Here is a 16125-nt window from a genome sequence, read left to right as displayed (position 1 = left end):
GGCCGGCCGGCTGGCTCAGGAAAACCCTGTGCCATACCTAGAACGCTAGCGGTCAAGAGCCACCTGCGGTAGTACCCGCGAGATACGCCAATTCCGGGCCGATTCGACGGCGTGCAATGAGCCGAACGGCGGGTAGGCTGGGAATTGTGCCTGAGACACCGCTAAGCAACGCGCGCCCCACGCACCCCCTCAGCGTCGCGGAGGCCTGGCAGTTCACCGCCTCGCGCGCCAAGGAGACCACCTTCTTCTTCGACTTCGACGGCGTGCTCTCGCCGGTCACGGACGACCCGGACGCCTCGCAGCCGGTCGCCTCCGTGCTCGGGGTCCTGGAGCAGCTCGCCGCCAAGGTGGCCCGGGTGGCGATCGTGTCGGCCCGGCCGGTGAGCTTCCTGCGCTCCCGGTTCGACACGCTCGAGCACGTCGACCTCTACGGGCTGTACGGCCTGGAGGTCTGGCACGACGGCGACGTCGTGACCGAGCCGGCCGCACTGCCCTGGGTGCCCGCGATGGCCGACCTGGCCGAGCGCGCCAAGGCGGAGCTGCCCGACGCGATCCTCGTCGAGTACAAGCGCCTCTCCGTCGCCCTGCACTACCGGACCGCGCCGCAGCTCGCGGCCCAGGTCGAGCACTGGGGTCACGAGCAGGCCGAGCGCCTGGGCCTGCGGGTCCAGGGCGGCCGCATGGTGGTGGAGCTGAAGCCCCCGGTCGACCAGGACAAGGGCATGGTGATCAGCGAGGGCGTGCTCAACGCCGGCTGCGCCTGGTACTTCGGCGACGACATGTCCGACATCAAGGCCTTCGACGCGCTGCGCGCCCGCGAGGCCGTGGACCCGGACTTCTTCGGCGTCTGCGTGGCGGTCGCCAACCCCGAGACCGGCGCCGACGTCTCCAGCGCCGCCGACCTCACGCTGGAGTCACCGGAGGCGGTCGCCGGCTTCCTCGCCGAGGCGCTGCCCGTCTTCGGCCGCTGAGCCGGCCCGCTCTCCGTTGTCGGCGGCGGAGCCGCCCCACAGCCGTCGCACCGCGGTGAGCAGCTCGTTCAGGTGCCGGGGCGGATCGTCGCGCCACCACGCCAGCCGCACGACGACCTGCGGCGCGTGCCGCAGCGCCCGGTAGGCCACCCCCGGGCGCGGATACTGGTGGGCCGTCGCTGCGGCGGTGATCCCCACGGCCTGACCCGCGGCGATCAACGTCAGCCACTCGTCCACAGCCCCGGTCTCGCGGACCGCGCGCGGCGGGGCGTTCGCGGGGAAGAGATCCAGCGTGGTGCTGCCGGTCCGGGAGTCGATCGCAAGCGTGTAGCGGGCCAGGTCCTCGATGCGCAGCGTGCGCCGGCGTGCGAGGGCGCTGTCGGTGGCCACCGCGGCGTAGCGGGCCTCGAGGCCGATCTCGGCGGTGGCGAAGCGCGGGTCGTCCAGCGGCCGGCGGATGACCGCGACGTCGACCGTGCCGTCGGCGAGGCCGGCGGTGGGCTCATTCGCCTGCAGGAAGACGAGCGGTACGCCGGCCCACTCCTTCTGCAACCGCCGGGTGTGCCGGCCCAGGGCCGCCCACGCGTAGCCGATCCGCAGCTCCTGCCGCTCGGCGCTCATCCGGACGAGCACGCCGACCTCCGCGAGCACCCGCCGCGCCTGCCCGACGATCCGCGTGCCGAGCGGGGTGAACTCCACCCGCCGCGTCGTGCGCTCGACCACCCGTACGCCCAGCTCCTTCTCAAGCGCGGCAACCGACCGGGACACCGCCGCCTGGGAGACGCCGAGGATCGCCGCCGCGTCCGTGAAGGAACCCGCGTCGGCCACCGCGACCAGCGTCCGGAGCTGACGCAGCTGCAGATCCATACGCCCAGCGTATAAGTGCGGCGGCCGGCGCATTTCTCCCCGACGGCACCCGCACCCAGCCTTGAGCCATGAGAACTGTCACCGGGGTCGGCACGATGCTCGGCAGCGCGGCCGCCAACCAGGTGGGCGCGGCGGCCGGCGCCCACGCGTTCGACGCCCTCGGACCGGCGGCGGTGGTGGCGGTGCGCCAGCTCGTCGCCGCGGCGGTCCTGCTGCCGGTCGCCCGCCCCGATCCGCGTCGCTTCACCCGGGCGCAGTGGTGGCCGGTGCTGCTGCTGGCGGCGGTGTTCGCGGTGATGAACCTGAGCCTCTACACGGCGATCGACCGGATCGGGCTCGGGCTGGCGGTCACGCTGGAGGTGCTCGGGCCGTTGGCGGTGGCGCTGCTCGGGTCGCGTACCGGCTTCGACCTCATCTGCGCGGTGGCGGCCGGCGGGGGCGTGTACCTGCTGGTGCTGCCGGGCTCGTCCAGCGACTACCTCGGGATCGCCTGCGGTCTGGTGGCGGCCGGGGGCTGGGCGGCGTACATCCTGCTGAACCGGCTCGTGGGGGCGAGGCTGCCGGGAGTGGAGGGGCTCGCCGTAGCCACCTCCGTCTCGGCCCTCGGGTATCTGCCGGTGGTGGTGACGCTGCTGGTGCAGGGGCGGCTCGGCGGGGCGGCGCTGGGTTACGCGGCCGTCGCCGGGGTGCTCAGCGCCGTCCCGTACGCGGGAGATCTGGTCGCCTTGCGCACCGTTCCACCGCGCGTCTTCGGCATGTTCATGAGCGTGCATCCGGTGCTGGCGGCGCTCGCCGGCCTGGTCCTGCTCGGGCAGGGACTACGGGCGCACGAGTGGACGGGCATCGCCGTGGTCATGGCGGTGCTGGCCGTCAGCTCGCTCAGGCGCCGTAGCGACGCTGGCGGCCCGCGTACGAGCGGAGCGCCCGGAGGAAGTCCGTCCGGCGGAAGTCGGGCCAGTTGGCGTCGTGGAAGTAGAACTCCGAGTGCGCCGACTGCCACAGCAGGAAGCCTGACAGCCGCTGCTCCCCGCTCGTGCGGATGACCAGGTCGGGATCGGGCTGGCCGCGGGTGTAGAGGTGCTCGGCGATGTGCTCGACGTCGAGGATCTCGGCGAGCTCCTCGATGGTGCGGCCGGCGGCGGCGTGCTCGTGGAGCAGGGACCGGACCGCGTCGGTGATCTCCCGGCGGCCGCCGTAGCCGACCGCCATGTTGACCTCGACCCCGCCGGACCGCTCGCGGGTCTTCTCCTGAGCGGCCTTGAGCGTGGTCGACGTCGTGGCGGGCAGCAGGTCGAGCGCGCCGACGATGCGCAGCCGCCAGGGGTTGCCGTCCTCGGCCAGCTCGGTGGCGAGATCCTCGATGATCTTGACCAGCGGATCCAGCTCGGCCGCGGGGCGCTGCAGGTTGTCGGTGGCCAGCAGGTAGAGCGTGACGTGCTTGATGCCGGCCTGGTCGCACCAGCCCAGCAGCTCCTTGATGCGGACGGCGCCGACCCGGTGGCCGTCGTTGGGGTCGACGTACCCCATCTCCCGGGCCCAGCGGCGGTTGCCGTCGCACATGACCCCGACATGCTGCGGCACCGGCTTGCCGGCCAGCTTGCCGGCGAGCCGTCGCTCGTACACCGAGTAGACCAGGGACCGGAGACTCATCAGGCCCAGCCTATCGAGACCCCGGCCCGGCTCAAGGGGATGACGCAGCGATTCGGAACAACTCGGCGCCGATGCGTCCGATCGTGCGAAGGTCGAAAACCCCGTCAGCGAGCCCCAGGTCCACCATCCGGTGGAAAACCGCCCGATCGCGACGGGCCGCCCGCACCGCGGCGTCGACCACCCGCGGCTGCCGGGTGAGCAGCGTGGCGAAGCCCGAGTGGCGCAGGTGCCGTCCCAGTCGCGCCCGCAGCGCCCGGGTGTAGCGCGCGCCGGCCTGCTCCGGTCCCGCCGCGGCCGCCTCACCGGCCAGCGCGCCGGAGAGCACGGCGTAGAAGATGCCCTCCCCGGTGAACGGGTTGATCAGCGACAGTGCGTCGCCCGCGAGCAGCACCGGGCCGCGGGCCGGCGCCGGGCGCCGGGTGGACAACGGCAGGTGGTGGGCGCGCAGGCCGGTCGCGTCGGTGCCGGGCAGGAGATCGGTCAGGCGCTGCACGAGGTACGCCTTCGTCAGCGGCGTCCCGCGCAGCACCTCGCCGTAGCCCACGTTGGCGGTGCCGTCGCCCAGCGGGAACGACCACGCGTACGCGGGCCAGCGCGCACTCGTGGTGCGGATGAGCTGCTCGGCACCGCGTGCCGGGGCGTACCCGCGGATGGCCAGGGCGAGGTGACCGTCGGGGTTGACCGGGTGGCCGAGGGCCCGCCGTACCGCCGAGCCCGCCCCGTCGGCGCCGATCACCACCCGGGCCGACAGCCGGTCGTCGAGGACGACGCCGCCGGCGGCGTGCCGGAGGGAGCGGACCGTGTGCCGGCGCAGTTCGGCGCCGGCGTGGACGGCCGCCTCGACCAGGCGGGCGTCGAAGACCCTGCGCGGCACGGTGTGCGCGGGGCGGGGCAGCGGCCGCGCCACCTCGGTGCCGCCCGGCGCGACCAGCCGCAGGCTCTCGACGGGCGGGTATCCCTCGGTCGCGCCGGTCACACCGAGCCCTGTCAGGACGTCGAGCGTCTCGGCGGCGATGCCGTCGCCGCACGGCTTGTCGCGAGGGAAATCGTCGCGGTCCAGCAGAACCACCGAGGCGCCGGCCCGGCGGGCCGCGAGCGCCGCGGCGGCACCGGCCGGTCCGGCCCCGACGATCGCGACGTCGTAGCTCACGCGGGGGCCGCCGCCGGCGCGGGCAGGCGCGCCACCCGCCACAGCGAGTACGAGACCAGCACGGCCGCGGCGACGAGTGGGGCGCCGTCGCGGATCAGCCCGTCCGTGCCGAGCAGGAGATAGCAGAGGGGCAGGTCGACGACCAGCACGCCGAGGGTGACGGTCAGCAGCAGCTTCGGCGCCCACGGCTTGCCGCGCAGGAGGAAGAACGTGCTGAGCAGCACCGCGTAGCTCGCGGCGAAGCCGGCCACGAACCAGAAGCCGACGGCGAGGATCCACTCCGGCCGGGTGTCCAGCTCCGCGACCGAGATCAGGGCCGGCACCAGCATCAGCGGGCTGTAGGTGAAGGCGGCGACCCGGGCGGTGATGGCCCAGGCGGCCAGCGGCGGGCGCTTCGGCACCGCCTCGCGCACCTCGATGCCCTCCCGGGTGAACACGATCTTCTTCGGATGCCGGACGAGGTGCCCCTGCACGGCCGGATGACGGTAGAGCAGCACCACGACGACGAGGCAGAGGGCGGTGAGCACCGCGAAACCGATGACGCCTGCGGTGGGCGGGGTGCCGGTGCGCGGCACGACGAGACGCCCGACCGCGAAGACGGTGGTGACGGCGAGGATCAGACCGAGGGGCCGGGCCGCGGCGCGACCGCGGCGCACGTGCCAGATCAGGATCAACCAGCCGACGGTACGCAGGAGCGCCCAGCCGGTGCGGACCGCGAGCCCGAAACCGTGCTCTGGCGCGTACCAGTAATTGAGGAGCTCGACCCCGGCAGTGGCCGCCGCTGTCGCGAGCAGCAGGCCACGCAGCGCATGAACCACGCGCGGCGGGCCGTAGTCGATGGTCACGGATGCGAAGGTACCCAGGCCGCGCCCGCCTCGAACGCGAGGCGGGCGCGGGGCGTCACGCGGCGTTGAGGCGGGACTTGAGCGCGTCCAGCTCGGACCAGAGCACGGCCGGCAGCTTGTCGCCGAACTTGGCGAACCACTCCTCGACCTGCGGGATCTCGGCCAGCCACTCTTCCTTGTCCACCGCGAGGACGGCCTCGACGTCGGCCTTGTCGACCTGCAGACCGCTCAGGTCGAGCGCGTCCGCGGTCGGCACGTGCCCGATCGCCGTCTCGACGGCGTCCGCCTTGCCGTCCAGGCGCTCGACGATCCACTTGAGCACGCGGGAATTCTCGCCGAAGCCCGGCCACAGGAACCGGCCGTCGTCGCCGCGGCGGAACCAGTTGACGTAGAAGACCTTCGGCAGCTTCTCCGCGTCACCGGACGCGGCCTTGCCCATCTCGATCCAGTGGTTGAAGTAGTCGCCGGCGTGGTAGCCGATGAACGGCAGCATCGCCATCGGGTCCCGGCGCACCACACCGACCTGCCCGACCGCCGCGGCGGTGGTCTCCGACGACAGCGTCGCGCCGAAGTAGACGCCGTGCACCCAGTCGCGAGCCTCGGTCACCAGCGGCACGGTCGTCTTGCGGCGGCCGCCGAAGAGGATCGCGTCGATCGGTACGCCGCGCGGGTCGTCGTACTCGGGCGCGAGGATCGGGCACTGGTTGATGGGCGTGCAGAACCGGCTGTTCGGGTGGCTGGACGGGGCCTCCGAGTCCGGCGTCCAGTCGTTGCCCTTCCAGTCGATGAGGTGCGCGGGCGGCTCGCCCATGCCCTCCCACCAGATGTCGCCGTCGTCGGTGAGCGCCACGTTGGTGAAGACGGAGTTGCCGCGCGCGAGCGTACGCATGGCGTTCGGGTTGGTGTGGTGGTCGGTGCCGGGCGCGACCCCGAACAGGCCGTACTCGGGGTTCGTGGCCCAGAGGCGGCCGTCCTCGCCGAAGCGCATCCACGCGATGTCGTCGCCGACCGTCTCGACCTTCCAGCCCGGCAGGGTCGGCTCCAGCATGGCGAGGTTGGTCTTGCCGCAGGCCGAGGGGAACGCGCCGGCGATGTAGCGGACCCGGCCCTCGGGCGAGGTCAGCTTCATGATCAGCATGTGCTCCGCGAGCCAGCCCTCGTCGCGGGCGGCGACGCTGGCGATCCGCAGGGCGAAGCACTTCTTGCCGAGCAGCGAGTTGCCGCCGTAGCCCGACCCGAACGACCAGATCTCGCGGGTCTCGGGGAAGTGCGAGATGTACTTCGTCTCGTTGCAGGGCCAGGCGACGTCCTCCTGCCCCGGCTCGAGCGGTGCACCGACGGAGTGCAGGGCCGGCACGAAGTCGGCGTCCGCGCCCATGGCCTCGAGCACCTTGGTTCCCATCCGCGTCATGATCTTCATGGACGCCACGACGTACGCGCTGTCGGTCAGCTCGACACCGAACATCGGGTTCGGCGCGTCGAGCGGGCCCATGCAGAACGGAACCACGTACATGGTGCGGCCGCGCATGCAGCCGCGGTAGAGCTCCGTCATGGTCGTCTTCATCTCGCCGGGCGCCATCCAGTTGTTGGTGGGCCCGGCGTCGGCGGGGTCGACGGAGCAGATGAAGGTGCGTTCCTCGACCCGGGCGACATCCCCGGGATCGGTACGCGCCCAGAACGAGTTCGGCCGGCGCTCAGGGTTGAGGCGGACGAGGGAGCCGGCGTCGACGAGTGCGTCGGTGAGCCGGGTCCACTCCTCGTCGGAGCCGTCGCACCAGACCACCCGATCGGGGGTGGTGAGGGCGGCGACCTCCTCGACCCAGCTCAGCAGGCGGGCGTGGGAGGTGGGGGGTACAGACATGTGATTCCCTTCGGTCGGCACTGACCTGTGACGAACCAGGCCGGCAGTCCGGCCCTTGTCACGGGAGTCACGTCAGCCTAAGCCGAGCGAACGTTCAGTTCATCGGAGAATCCTGTGGACAACCGCACAATCCTCGGCGTTTGTGCGCGATCACGATCGATCCTTCACCCGAGAGCGCAGGACTGCGCAGAGAGCGTTTTCCGGAGGCCGCACTTTCACAAAAAGGACAAAGCGCCTTAAGCTAGGTCGGAAGCGGGCTTTCCTCCCACTTGGCCTACAGGAGGCAGGAAATGGCGATCCCGGCCGGCGAGGCCGACGCCGACACGGAGTTGCTGGCCGCCGTACGCGCCGGCGACACGGCCGCGTACGGCGTCCTCTACGAGCGGCACCGCTCGGCGGCCCGGGCCGTCGCGTACGGGCTCGTCAGCGACCACGCCGACGCCGACGACCTGGTCGCGGAGACGTTCGCCAAGGTGTTCGCCACCCTGCGGGCCGGCCGTGGGCCCCTGGTGGCCTTCCGGGCGTACCTGAACACGACCCTGCGGCACGTCTGCTACCACCGGGCACGCCGCGACCGCCGGCTCGAGTTCACCGACGACCTCACCCGCTACGACGAGGGCGAGCCGTTCCTCGACCCCGCCCTCGACAAGCTGGAGCGCACCTTCGCCGCCCAGGCGTTCCGCGCCCTGCCCGACCGCTGGCGGGACGTGCTGTGGCGCACCGAGGTGGAGGGGGCCAGCCCGGCCGAGGTCGCCCCGCAGCTCGGGCTCACCCCGAACGCGGTCGCCGTGCTCGCCCACCGCGCCCGCGAAGGACTACGCCGGCTCTACCTCCAGCAGCACGTCGCCGTCGCCGACCCGCCCGAGTGCCGGTGGGCCGGAGACCGGCTGGGCGGGCACGTCCGCGGCCGCCTCGCCCCGCGTGACGCCGTCCGCCTCGAGACCCATTTGTCCTGGTGTGACGACTGCCGGGCGCGATTGGCCGAAGTGACCGAGATCAACCAGGGCCACTACCGCCCGTACCGACAGCGGAACCATGCCGGCCCGCCAAGTTAAGAGTCGCTCACGAAAACAGCAGGGCGGGACGCCCGCCGGTACTCTCGGGTCCGTGCCTGCTGCCGATCTCCTGCCCGCCGTGCGGGCACGCTTCGGGGCACTCGTGCGCGAGCTGAGCAAGTTCGGCACCGTTGGCGGCATCGCCTTCGCCATCGACCTCGTGATCTTCAACGTGCTGCTGGAGACCGGCGCGGAATCGCTGCTCGCCAAGACGCTCTCCACCGTCGTGGCCACCACCGTGGCCTTCATCGGCAACCGGTTCTGGACCTGGCGGCACCGCGAGCACCGCAACATGGCCCGGCAGTACACGATGTTCTTCCTGCTCAACGGCGTCGGGCTGGGCATCGGGCTGGCCTGCCTGGCACTGAGCCACTACGGGCTCGGCGCCATCTGGCCCGAGTTCCAGACGCAGCTGGCGGACAACATCTCCGGCCAGCTCGTCGGCACCGCCGTGGGCACGCTGTTCCGCTTCTGGTCGTACCGCCGCTTCGTGTTCGGCGAGCCGGCGGTCCCGCCGTCGGCGCCCCCGGCCGCCTCCTTCCCACCGGCGCCCACGAGCACACCGCAGTCCACCGAGCCGACGGCACCGCGAGCCGTCCCGCGGATGTGACGACGGCTTCAGCCACCTGCTCTGTCCGTCGTTCCTCGCCCTTCCCCCCGTAAGGTTGCCGAATGCCTTCAGCCCGTCTGCTGACGCAACGCCTGCGCCACCTGGCCCCCGAGGCCCTGGCGTTCGGCGTCATCGGTGCAGCGAACACTCTGCTCTACATGGCGATCACCTGGGCCCTGCTGCCCATCGGTGCCGTCAAGGCGAGTGTCGTCGCGACCGTCGTCACGACCACGCTGGCCTACATCGCCAACCGCTACTGGACCTACCGGCACCACACCCGCACGGCGCTGCGCCGCGAGTACACGCTGTTCTTCGGGTTCAACCTCGTCGGCATGGTGATCCAGTCGGGCGCCCTGACCATCGGCAAGTACGGGTTCGGCCTCACCGAGGAGAACGACGCCGTCCTGTTCATGGGCGTCACCCTGCTCGGCATCGTGGTCGCGACGATCTTCCGCTTCTGGGCGTACCGGACCTTCGTCTTCCTGAAGCCCCCGGTCGACGGCCACGAGGCCGCCATCGCCGAGCTCGACGTCGCCGCCGGCCTCGCCGAGCTCAGCGCCGAGGCGGAGGGCCGCTTGGACGAGGAGATCGCCAAGGAGATCGACGCCCAGCGCCGCGCTGTCTGACCGGCAGCGGCGAGGGCTCCGGCTCGCCCTCCTCGTCGTCGTCCGGCCGTAGCTCCCGGTCCGTCTCGATGAGCTGATACAGGGTGGTCTGCACCCGCTGCACGTGCGGCACCGACGCCATGACCGCCGACTGCTCACCGATCGAGTCCACGGTCAGCGTCCCGCACCCCAGCAGCCGCTCGACCAGCGACTGGTGCGTGACATGGTCGTTGACCCGGTTCAACGGCAGATCCCGCCGCTCCCGGGCGACGACCCCGTCCTGCAGAAGGATCCGCTCGTCGGTGAAGACGTAGTGGGTGGTGCGCCACACCAGCAGCGGCCACACACCCCGGGTCGCCCCGACGAAGAGCGCCACCGCACCGACCACGCACACGCCGATCAGGCCGCCGGAGGTCGGTGGAAGCATCACCCACACCAGAATCACCGCGGCCAGAGCGACCAGGAGCACCAGCACCGGGCGTACGGCCGCCTTCGCGTGCGGATGCAGGTGAAGGACGACCTCCTCCTCGTCGGTCAGGACGTCGTCCGGGAAAGCCACGCGCTCAGCGTACGTGCAGGACGTCACCCGCCGAGACCCGACGCTCGACTCCGTCCGCAGTCCGGACCACCAGCTGCCCGTCGCCGTCCACCGTGGTCGCCGCGCCGGTCAGCTCTCCACCCTCGGGCAGCAGCACCCGCACGTCACGGCCGAGCGTCGAACACCCCCGCCGGTACGCCCCCAGCAGCCCGCACAACTCGGCATCCCCGCCGGTCTCGCGCCACCCGCCGTACCATCGGGCGAAGCCCCGCAGCAGCGCCCGCAGCAGCGGATCGCGATCCGTGGACTTCGCACCGGCGACCCGCAACGACGTCGCCGGCAGCCCGGTGGTCTCGGGCAGCTCCTCGGGGCGGGTGGTGACGTTGAGCCCGACACCGACGACGACGGCGTCACCGGCGACCTCGGCGAGGATCCCGGCCGCCTTGCCCTGCTCCAGCAACAGGTCGTTGGGCCACTTCAGGGACGCGTCGACCTCCGCGACCCGCTGCACGGCCTCCATCAGCGCGACCCCCGCCAGCAGCGGCAACCAGCCCCAGGCCCGCTGCGGCGCCGGACGCCAGCCCCGGTCCGCGTCGGCCAGCCCCGGCCGCAGCAGCACGCTCAGCGTCAGGCCGGCCCGCGCCGGAGAGACCCACTGCCGGTCGCGGCGGCCACGGCCGGTGACCTGCCGCTCCGCCACGACGACCAGCCCCTCGGCCGCCCCGTTGCGAGCGGCCTCCGCGACGTCGGCATTGGTGGAACCGGTCTCGCCGACCACATCGACCCGGTGCCACATCCCCCCGGGCACGACCAGCGCCCGCTGCAGCGCACGCGCGGAGAGCGGCGGACGATCAAGGTCCGTGTACGGGGAGGAAGCCACCGGCCCACCCTAGCCGCCCGTCAGCTGGGTTCGGCGGCGTGCTTGCTCACGTAGACCGTGCTGCGAGTGTCCGGCTGAACCGAGCCCGGACGGGGACGCGGGCGCGGCCGGGGACGCTTGTCGGCCTCGACCGCGGGAAGATGCTGGGTCGGATCCCCGCCGCTGTTCGTGGTGCTGTTCGTGGTCGTGTGCCGGCGTCGGCGGGTCGGGATGGTGGTACGCCGGTAGCGGCTGGTCTCCTCGTCGTTCGCGGTGCTTCGGGTCCAGGTGAGGTCGGGCAGGGAGGCGTCCGGGAGGTCCGGGACGGTCCAGACGGGACCCTCGACGCTCTCCGGGCGGCCGGCGTAGGTGGTGCCCTTCTCGTCATCGGCGCCTTCCGTGCCCGCGTCGTTCTGGGACCAGGAGCGCGGTGCACCGATGCGGTCGTCGGGGCGGACCGGAGGCCACTGCGGGACGAGCGCCGTCGGTTCGGACTCGACCTCCGGCTCGGCCCCGGACGGCGGAACCGCCGGGATGCGCTCCACCGGCACCGGCCAGCCGTAGCCCGCGTCGGGGACGGGTGTCCAGTAGTCACCGGACGCCGGCTCGTCGCGGTACTGAGGGCGAACCCAGCCCTCGACGCGGTCGCCGTAGCGGCGGTCGGACCAGTGCCGGCGTACGGCCGGAGGCGCTTCCGCATCGAACGGGTCGACGTCGTAGCCACCCGCGGCGAAGGGATCGACGGCGGCCGGGAAGCTCCCGGAGGCGTCGGTGTCCTGCACGGCCTCGAAGTCGCCGGACAGCTCGGGCTCCTCGATGTCGGCCTGCTCGCGGCCCGTGGGAGCGGCGGCGAACGGCAGATCCGCGAGCCGCAGGTCCTCGTCGGCGAGCCACTCGTCGTCCTCGGGGACCGGTCCGTGGGCCGGCCGGGTCTCCTCGCCGAGTTCACCGCCTTCCTGGATCAGCCCGTGGGTCCTCCGGCTCTCACCGCCGAAGTCACTGCCGTCGGTGTGGCGCTCGAGGTCAGGGGTGACTTCGAGGTCAGCGGAGGCGCCGAGGCTGACAAGACGCACGTCCGTCGGCGCGACCGCTGGGGTCGCACGTTCGCTGACGACATCCTCGTCCGCTGGACGGAAACGCCGGAGGCCGAAGCGCGAACGCCGTTCGGTCTGCTGTTCGTCCGCGACGGGGTGCGGGTCATCCGACGCCGGCTCCGGCGCCGCCTCCGCGGTTCGCCCAGGGAGAAGGCCGGCGGCTGCGCCTTGCGTTCCCTGGTCTGATGCGCGGTGGTCTGCCGGCGGCTGATCCGCAGGCTCGGTGACCGCTCGCTGATCCACCGCGCGGTGGTCCGCCCTTTGCGACGCGCGGTCCTCCGCTCGTAGATCGGCCGCGCGGTGACCCGCCGTGCGGTGATCCGGCGTCAGGTTGTCCGGTGCGGCCTCCGCGGCCGGGGTGATCGGCCAGAACCGGCGCGAGCCTCGCGGTTCCGGAACGGCAGCGGCTTCCCGTTCCGATTCAGCGGAAGTCGTGCCGTGGCCGATGCGCTCCATCTCCGCGGTTGCGGACCGGCGACCGCCGGTGCCGCCGTCGCGCTCCGGACGGGACGGACGAATCCGCTCAACGGGGCCGTCGAACCTCGCCGACCGCCGCGCCGGGTCGTCCGCTCCCGCCGAGCCTTCCCGGGTGAGCTCAGCCGACCGTCGGCTGCTTCCGGTGGTCGCCGCGGGCGCCACCGGCCGCTCAGCCGCTTCCTCGCCCTCGGCCGATGCCGCCCGGCGAACGCCAGTGCCTACGTCACGCCGGCCCGGAGCCGACCGACGGCCCGAGACAACAACTTCACGCTCTCCCCGAGCCGAACGACGCCCGGCCGCCGCACTGTCCTCCGCGGCCGTGCCACCGTCGCGCCCTGCCCCAACACCGTCGCGCTCGGCTTCGACACGATCGCGCGCCGCACCGACAAGGCCACGTCCAACACCGCGACTGTCGCGCCGGGCCGCAGCTCCATCGCGCTTGGCCAGAACTGCATCGCGCCCCGCCGCAGCTCCATCGCGCCCGGCCACAACTCCATCGCGCCCCGCCGCAGCTCCGTCGCGCCCGGCCACAATTCCATCGCGCGCCGCCGCAGCTCCATCGCGCCCCGCCGCGGCGCCGCCACGCCCCGCCACAGCTTCGTCGCGGCCGGCTGCCGCTGCCCCACGCCCGGCTGCCGCTTGGTCGCGCCCTGCGGCACCGCCGTCTCGCGCCGCCGAAGTCCGGGTGCGGCCCGTCTGCGCCGAGCGGCCCCGGCGCCGGCCCGCGACGTCCGTGCGCCGGGTGCGGCTGCGCTTGCCGGTTCCTGCGGCGCCGTGGCCGCGTACGGCCCCTTCGTTTCCGCGGTCGCTGCCGAAGAGCGCCCTGCGGAACACGATGAGCGTCGCGATGCCACCGACGATCAACACCACGCCGACGGGGGTCATCCATGTCGTCACGGGGGATGTAACGAATGGTGCATTAGGAACGAAACGATCCCGGCTCGACGCTGCCGGGGCGCACCGCTCCGGGTCCCTCGATACGATCTTCAGCGGCACGGCCGCAGATCGGGGACCGCGCCACACGCAGGCAGGCGCGAAGCCCGCCCGCCTTGCGCACCTCGCACAAATCGTGGGCCAGGCCACGCGCCCCGCACCGGCCACACACATGCGAGGACGCGCAAGACGGCCGAGCCGAAAGCCCGCCCGCACTGGCGCCTCACACAAGGCGCGCATCGCGGGCAGGCGCACGCAGGAAGCGGGCGCGGGACAACGCTCCCGGCACGGCGAACAGCCATGCCGGGGCGGGCGAGTGGAGGCACAGTGACGACCCAGCAGGACGCGGAAGCCGACATCCGGACCACGGCCGGCAAGCTCGCCGACCTGGCGCGGCGAACCGACGAGGCCGTGCACGCCGGTTCCGCGCGTGCCGTCGAGAAGCAGCATTCCCGCGGCAAGAAGACCGCTCGCGAACGCATCGAGATGTTGCTCGACGAGGGCTCCTTCGTCGAGCTGGACGAGCTCGCCCGACACCGTTCGACCAACTTCGGCCTGGACCGGAACAGGCCGTACGGTGACGGCGTCGTGACCGGCCACGGCACCATCGACGGGCGGCAGGTCTGCGTCTTCTCGCAGGACTTCACCGTCTTCGGCGGCTCCCTCGGCGAGGTCTTCGGCGAGAAGATCGTCAAGGTGCTCGACCTGGCGATGAAGATCGGCTGCCCGATCATCGGCATCAACGACTCCGGCGGCGCGCGGATCCAGGAGGGCGTGGTCGCGCTCGGCCTCTACGCCGACATCTTCTTCCGCAACGTACGGGCGAGCGGGGTCATCCCGCAGATCTCCCTGATCATGGGCCCCTGTGCGGGCGGCGCGGTGTACTCCCCCGCGATCACCGACTTCACCGTCATGGTCGACCAGACGTCGCACATGTTCATCACGGGGCCGGACGTCATCCGTACGGTGACCGGCGAGGACGTCGGCATGGAGGAGCTGGGCGGCGCGCGCACCCACAACACTCGAAGTGGCAACGCGCACTACCTGGCGACCGATGAGGACGACGCCATCGACTACGTACGCGCGCTCCTGTCGTACCTTCCGAGCAACAACCTGGACGAGCCGACCACCTTCGACGACCCCGCGGATCTGACGCCCGGCGACGACGACCTCGCCCTCGACACGCTGATCCCCGACTCCGCCAACCAGCCCTACGACATCCACCGCGTGATCGAAGCCGTGGTCGAGGACTTCCTCGAGGTCCAGCCCCTGTATGCGCAGAACATCGTGGTGGGCTTCGGCCGGGTCGAGGGACGCCCGGTCGGCGTCGTCGCCAACCAGCCCATGCACTTCGCCGGCACCCTGGACATCGCAGCGTCGGAGAAGGCCGCGCGCTTCGTGCGTACCTGTGACGCCTTCAACATCCCGGTGGTCACGTTCGTCGACGTGCCGGGCTTCCTGCCCGGAACCGGCCAGGAGTGGGACGGCATCATCCGCCGCGGAGCCAAGCTGATCTACGCGTACGCCGAAGCCACGGTTCCCAAGGTCACGGTGATCACGCGCAAGGCGTACGGCGGCGCTTACGACGTCATGGGCTCGAAGCACCTCGGCGCCGACATGAACTTCGCCTGGCCGACGGCGCAGATCGCGGTGATGGGGGCCCAGGGCGCGGTGAACATCCTCTACCGCGGCGAACTGGCGGCCGCCGACGACCCGGCCGCCCTGCGCGCTGAGCTGATCAGCGAGTACGAGGACACCCTGGCGAACCCGTACATCGCGGCTGAACGCGGCTACGTGGACGCGGTGATCGCCCCGTCGCAGACCCGGATCCAGGTCACCCGCGCACTGCGGACGCTGCGCACCAAACGCGAGACGCTCCCGCCGAAGAAGCACGGCAACATTCCGCTCTAGTGCCGCAGGAGCAGCGCCCCTCCGTAGACGAGGGCGCCCAGCGACAGGAGCCAGAAGACGAAGAGCCAGACGACGTCACCGATGAGGGTGTGCCGCTCCAGCAGGCCCGCATCGTTGACGTCGTCCGCACGTATGGCCCAGAAGAGCTCCGGCACCTGCCGCGCGCCGCCCATGAGCAGGAACCAGACCCACACGTACGCGAAAGCCAGCTGAACCGGCTCCGTCGATCGCATCGCGACCACCCAGAGGATCGCGCCGACGGCCAGGACGACGAAGACGCCGAAGAGGTTCCGCACCATGATCAGCACCCCGGCGAGGAACACCAGGCTCAGGAACAACACGGACCGCGGGTCGGCGTCGTGCACGAGCAGCTGAACCCCGGCGAAACCGAAGATCGAAGGGCCGAGATAGCCGGCGATCAGGGAGACGAACCTCGACAGCCAGTTCTCCTGGCCGGCCAGCATCTCCCCGGCGCCACCATGAAAGATCTTGACGTGCTTCACGGCCGAGCCGAACAACCAGCCGAACACCGCATGGCCGCCCTCGTGCGCGACCGTGATCGCATTGGTCGTGTAGCGCCACAGCGGCACCGCTCCTACGAACGCCACCACCGCCGTACTCCAGGCCATGCCCAGCTCAGCAGCCATGCCGCCGAACCTACCGACGCCATGCGTGACCTGTCTCACACTGTCGCGGATC

At 71.8% G+C, this 16125-nt stretch carries 15 protein-coding genes and 1 pseudogene; 6 read left to right on the top strand and 10 right to left on the bottom strand.

The annotated features are described in order from the left end of the window. Positions 1-146: 146 nt before the first annotated feature. On the top strand, positions 147-971 hold the full coding sequence (gene otsB, locus AB0J80_RS02840) for a trehalose-phosphatase (protein WP_364699558.1): 825 nt from the start codon (positions 147-149) through the stop codon (positions 969-971). On the opposite strand, the gene AB0J80_RS02835 is transcribed toward otsB, so the two are convergent. Beyond that, positions 915-1838 (bottom strand): LysR family transcriptional regulator, encoded by a 924-nt coding sequence (locus tag AB0J80_RS02835; RefSeq protein ID WP_364699556.1) that lies wholly within the window; start codon positions 1836-1838, stop codon positions 915-917. The genes otsB and AB0J80_RS02835 overlap by 57 nt on opposite strands. Positions 1839-1906: 68 nt before the next feature. Between AB0J80_RS02835 and AB0J80_RS02830 the strand changes: the two are divergent. Then, positions 1907-2701 (top strand): annotated as a pseudogene (locus AB0J80_RS02830) (EamA family transporter); the annotation flags it as partial. A gap of 16 nt (positions 2702-2717) precedes the next feature. On the opposite strand, the gene AB0J80_RS02825 reads toward AB0J80_RS02830, so the two are convergent. From AB0J80_RS02825 to AB0J80_RS02810, 4 genes are read right to left on the bottom strand one after another with little or no spacing between them, the layout of a single operon-like run. Continuing rightward, on the bottom strand, positions 2718-3488 hold the full coding sequence (locus AB0J80_RS02825; protein WP_364699553.1) for an isoprenyl transferase: 771 nt from the start codon (positions 3486-3488) through the stop codon (positions 2718-2720). 31 nt (positions 3489-3519) lie between these two features. Continuing rightward, positions 3520-4638: a geranylgeranyl reductase family protein gene (locus AB0J80_RS02820; protein WP_364699551.1), complete on the bottom strand. Its 1119-nt coding sequence runs from the start codon at positions 4636-4638 to the stop codon at positions 3520-3522. Then, the gene (locus AB0J80_RS02815) at positions 4635-5483 is read right to left on the bottom strand and encodes a hypothetical protein (protein WP_364699549.1); all 849 of its coding nucleotides are present in this window, start codon (positions 5481-5483) and stop codon (positions 4635-4637) included. Before AB0J80_RS02815 ends, AB0J80_RS02820 begins: the two co-directional genes overlap by 4 nt. 55 nt (positions 5484-5538) lie before the next feature. Continuing rightward, positions 5539-7344, bottom strand: a complete 1806-nt coding sequence (locus tag AB0J80_RS02810) for a phosphoenolpyruvate carboxykinase (GTP) (protein WP_364699547.1) — start codon at positions 7342-7344, stop codon at positions 5539-5541. Between the two features lie 290 nt (positions 7345-7634). On the opposite strand from AB0J80_RS02810, the gene AB0J80_RS02805 reads away from it, so the two are divergent. The 3 genes from AB0J80_RS02805 (at position 7635) to AB0J80_RS02795 (ending at position 9635) form a co-directional block, all read left to right on the top strand. Then, positions 7635-8399 (top strand): sigma-70 family RNA polymerase sigma factor, encoded by a 765-nt coding sequence (locus AB0J80_RS02805; RefSeq protein ID WP_364699545.1) that lies wholly within the window; start codon positions 7635-7637, stop codon positions 8397-8399. 52 nt (positions 8400-8451) lie between these two features. Next, positions 8452-9009, top strand: coding sequence for a GtrA family protein (locus tag AB0J80_RS02800; protein WP_364699543.1), 558 nt, complete (start codon positions 8452-8454; stop codon positions 9007-9009). A 62-nt stretch (positions 9010-9071) separates the two neighbouring features. Continuing rightward, positions 9072-9635: a GtrA family protein gene (locus tag AB0J80_RS02795; RefSeq protein ID WP_364699540.1), complete on the top strand. Its 564-nt coding sequence runs from the start codon at positions 9072-9074 to the stop codon at positions 9633-9635. Here AB0J80_RS02795 and AB0J80_RS02790 read toward each other — a convergent pair. The 4 genes from AB0J80_RS02790 to AB0J80_RS02775 form a co-directional block, all read right to left on the bottom strand. Then, a complete protein-coding gene (locus AB0J80_RS02790) occupies positions 9562-10173 on the bottom strand; it encodes a PH domain-containing protein (protein WP_364699538.1) in 612 nt (203 codons plus the stop codon). The two genes, AB0J80_RS02795 and AB0J80_RS02790, sit on opposite strands and share 74 nt — an antisense overlap. 4 nt (positions 10174-10177) lie before the next feature. Then, complete coding sequence (locus AB0J80_RS02785; protein ID WP_364699536.1) at positions 10178-11032, bottom strand: biotin--[acetyl-CoA-carboxylase] ligase; 855 nt, start codon at positions 11030-11032, stop codon at positions 10178-10180. A 20-nt stretch (positions 11033-11052) separates the two neighbouring features. Then, a complete protein-coding gene (locus AB0J80_RS02780; RefSeq protein WP_364699533.1) occupies positions 11053-12084 on the bottom strand; it encodes a hypothetical protein in 1032 nt (343 codons plus the stop codon). Positions 12085-12800: 716 nt separating this feature from the next. Then, on the bottom strand, positions 12801-13208 hold the full coding sequence (locus AB0J80_RS02775) for a hypothetical protein (RefSeq protein WP_364699531.1): 408 nt from the start codon (positions 13206-13208) through the stop codon (positions 12801-12803). Positions 13209-13842: 634 nt separating this feature from the next. On the opposite strand from AB0J80_RS02775, the gene AB0J80_RS02770 reads away from it, so the two are divergent. Then, complete coding sequence (locus AB0J80_RS02770) at positions 13843-15426, top strand: acyl-CoA carboxylase subunit beta (RefSeq protein ID WP_364699529.1); 1584 nt, start codon at positions 13843-13845, stop codon at positions 15424-15426. Here the strand turns inward: AB0J80_RS02770 and AB0J80_RS02765 are convergent. Continuing rightward, positions 15423-16073: a M50 family metallopeptidase gene (locus tag AB0J80_RS02765; protein WP_364699527.1), complete on the bottom strand. Its 651-nt coding sequence runs from the start codon at positions 16071-16073 to the stop codon at positions 15423-15425. The two genes, AB0J80_RS02770 and AB0J80_RS02765, sit on opposite strands and share 4 nt — an antisense overlap. Between the last annotated feature and the right edge of the window lie 52 nt (positions 16074-16125).

This window comes from Actinoplanes sp. NPDC049548, from assembly GCF_040676695.1.
GTDB lineage: Bacteria > Actinomycetota > Actinomycetes > Mycobacteriales > Micromonosporaceae > Actinoplanes.
Note: the sequence above shows the minus strand (reverse complement) of the source record. Positions and strands in the feature narration are given on the sequence as shown.

Excerpts from the sequence above, each read along its gene's own strand:
- AB0J80_RS02805 (WP_364699545.1), top strand. The coding sequence starts at position 7,635 with ATGGCGATCCCGGCCGGCGAGGCCGACGCCGACACGGAGTTGCTGGCC.
- AB0J80_RS02795 (WP_364699540.1), top strand. The coding sequence starts at position 9,072 with ATGCCTTCAGCCCGTCTGCTGACGCAACGCCTGCGCCACCTGGCCCCC.
- AB0J80_RS02765 (WP_364699527.1), bottom strand. The coding sequence starts at position 16,073 with ATGGCTGCTGAGCTGGGCATGGCCTGGAGTACGGCGGTGGTGGCGTTC.
- AB0J80_RS02810 (WP_364699547.1), bottom strand. The coding sequence starts at position 7,344 with ATGTCTGTACCCCCCACCTCCCACGCCCGCCTGCTGAGCTGGGTCGAG.
- AB0J80_RS02825 (WP_364699553.1), bottom strand. The coding sequence starts at position 3,488 with ATGAGTCTCCGGTCCCTGGTCTACTCGGTGTACGAGCGACGGCTCGCC.
- AB0J80_RS02835 (WP_364699556.1), bottom strand. The coding sequence starts at position 1,838 with ATGGATCTGCAGCTGCGTCAGCTCCGGACGCTGGTCGCGGTGGCCGAC.